The sequence below is a fragment of the Komagataeibacter saccharivorans genome (genome assembly GCF_003207825.1).
In the GTDB taxonomy this organism is placed as follows: Bacteria; Pseudomonadota; Alphaproteobacteria; order Acetobacterales; family Acetobacteraceae; genus Komagataeibacter; species Komagataeibacter saccharivorans.
On sequence record NZ_NKTY01000094.1, the window covers coordinates 1 to 816 of the forward strand.

General features: G+C 55.8%; 1 protein-coding gene. It reads left to right on the top strand.

Annotation, left to right across the window (positions count from 1 at the left end; all coding sequences use genetic code 11):
* The first annotated feature begins 1 nt into the window (after position 1).
* Positions 2 to 799, top strand: coding sequence for an IS5 family transposase (locus CFR79_RS15505; RefSeq protein WP_110548471.1), 798 nt, complete (start codon positions 2 to 4; stop codon positions 797 to 799).
* The last annotated feature ends 17 nt before the right edge of the window (positions 800 to 816 follow it).

The window sequence follows — 816 nt, forward strand, 5'->3', positions numbered from 1 at the left end:
AATGGCCAACATTACGCGCAAGACGAAACGCTATCCATCTGATCTGACCGATGAGGAATGGGAGCGCATAGCCCCCCTGATGCCGCCTGCGAACCGGCGTGGCCGGAAACGGGCAACCGATTTTCGTGAGATCATCAATGCGCTGCATTATCTTGTCCGCTCAGGCTGTGGCTGGGAAATGTTGCCGGTTCATTTTGGTCCATGGCAGACTGTCTATTGGTGGTTCCGCAGGCTGATGCGCCGTTTCCTGTTTCAGACCATCCATGATGTCTGCCTGATGCTCGATCGTGAAGTTGCGGGACGTGAGGCCAGTCCATCTGGGGGCGTTATCGATAGCCAGAGCATCAAGGCACCCTATGCAAAAGAACGTGGTTATGACGCCGGCAAGAAGATCGTTGGCCGCAAGAGGCACATAGCGGTCGATATGGATGGCCGACTGCTTCTAGTCAGGCTGACACCGGCCGATATTTCAGATAGTGCGGGAGGACAGATGATCCTGGATGGCATCCGCAAACGCTGGCCGTGGGTGAAGCATCTGTTCGCAGATGGGGCCTATGATCGCTTACAGTTGATGGACAAAGCCGCTTTTCTCGACTTCACGATCGAGATCGTCCGGCGATCAGATACGGCAAAAGGGTTTGAAATCCTGCCGCGTCGGTGGGTCGTTGAACGGACATTCGGCTGGATGATCCGCTGGCGCCGACTGGTGAAGGATTACGAGCAGCGTATCGACGTGGCAGAGGCCATGATCCACATCGCCATGGGAAGCCTCATGCTACGCCGAACCGCTCATCCGTGAATTTCCAAAAGGGCTCT